A 1,338-nucleotide genomic window follows, 5' to 3' on the forward strand; every position below is an offset into this window, starting at 1 on the left:
ATCATGACGAAGATTTTTGCAAWTTTTATTTAGGAATTAGAGAATTCCATTAGAAATTAGTATCCTACATCCACACGAGTTAGGGTGGCATATTGAACATGGTAAGTTTTAAAAAACCTCGATTGTAGAAATTGTCTGTAAGCCGCGTTGAATATGGCTTTCAGAGATTTTCTTGCAAGCACTAGCTATAAAAAAACACACTTTAGGCTTATTCAAACTAATTAAAATAATTTAAACCAGCGCACGCAAATTCACTCCATTTGTCGCAGATTCATAATGCTGGATGATTTCGATACTATCAAATACAAATGGAGCCAGTGGAGCACACCGGAATATTTTTCACCGAACCCTACTGTTATCAACACCATGCAAAAAGCAACCTCAGACCAAGGCTTGAAACGACCCACTCAAGCCTTTACCGCTAGTAGAAATTCAGGTGGAATAAAAAAATTGGTAGCATGAAATTAAGCGTCAATGCAATGGCTTATAGGCGTTCGTGAGCGGATTTGGTTATGTTAATGCCGATAAAGGCTATGCTGCGCAAATCATAGAAATGGACTTCGCCGCACAACCAATTAAGCGACAGCTACACAGAGCAATTCTTATGGAAAGATTCATTTTTCTCAATAATAAAATTCAACACTGGGGGCGACATGAAAAATACGCTTAAAATGATAGTTAATTATTTTTTGATTGGTGTAATTGGTTTTCTTCCTATTGCACTGATATTCCAAATTATTTTTTATGTACAAAGTTTTTTAAGGGATTTTGTGTTGCTGGTACATGGTAAGTATGACAATCCATTGGTGACAACTCTATTATTTGCCTCAGCTATCAGCTTATTAGTTTATTTTGGCAAGCTGCTTAAAAATGATAAAGCCCATGTACTGTATGTTTTGGAATCGTTTATTAACCGCATTCCGCTCATTGGAAGTATTTATCGAGTCACTCGAAAACTATTGCGCTTGTTTCTGACTACCGATGAGCCGCAAATACACAATGTCGTCTATGTCGAATATCCTAAAGACGGCATGTGGGTGCCAGCTTATGTGACGAATCGCATTGGCGATTGTTATATCTTGTATATTCCAACATCACCGAATCCGACTTCCGGTTTTACCGTGATGGTTCATAAAGATAAGACGATTCAGTCGACAATGAATATTGAAGAAGTGTCCAGTTTTGTGATGAGCGTCGGTGTCGATTACGCTAAGTCTGATGATGTTGATAATTTATATTAAGAACTTCAATTTATAATCAAGTCGAAATACTTTTCAAGAAATTTTTTCGCATCACAATTGCTTGGAGTAGGTAATGAATCCCTCAAAAATATCTTGG

The 1,338-nt window shown here is 36.8% G+C and carries 3 protein-coding genes; all 3 read left to right on the forward strand.

Going from position 1 to position 1,338, the window contains the following annotated elements:
- Positions 1-276 precede the first annotated feature (276 nt).
- From VZ94_RS19665 to VZ94_RS19670, 3 genes are read left to right on the forward strand one after another with little or no spacing between them, the layout of a single operon-like run.
- Positions 277-462, forward strand: coding sequence for a hypothetical protein (locus VZ94_RS19665; protein WP_045780530.1), 186 nt, complete (start codon positions 277-279; stop codon positions 460-462).
- Between the two features lie 34 nt (positions 463-496).
- A complete protein-coding gene (locus VZ94_RS26195; RefSeq protein ID WP_157844982.1) occupies positions 497-670 on the forward strand; it encodes a hypothetical protein in 174 nt (57 codons plus the stop codon).
- On the forward strand, positions 654-1,241 hold the full coding sequence (locus tag VZ94_RS19670) for a DUF502 domain-containing protein (RefSeq protein ID WP_045780531.1): 588 nt from the start codon (positions 654-656) through the stop codon (positions 1,239-1,241). The genes VZ94_RS26195 and VZ94_RS19670 overlap by 17 nt, the downstream gene beginning before the upstream one ends.
- Positions 1,242-1,338: the final 97 nt, after the last annotated feature.

This window comes from Methylocucumis oryzae (genome assembly GCF_000963695.1).
Lineage (GTDB): Bacteria > Pseudomonadota > Gammaproteobacteria > Methylococcales > Methylomonadaceae > Methylovulum > Methylovulum oryzae.

Excerpts from the sequence above, each read along its gene's own strand:
- VZ94_RS19670 (WP_045780531.1), top strand. The coding sequence starts at position 654 with ATGAAAAATACGCTTAAAATGATAGTTAATTATTTTTTGATTGGTGTA.
- VZ94_RS19665 (WP_045780530.1), top strand. The coding sequence starts at position 277 with ATGCTGGATGATTTCGATACTATCAAATACAAATGGAGCCAGTGGAGC.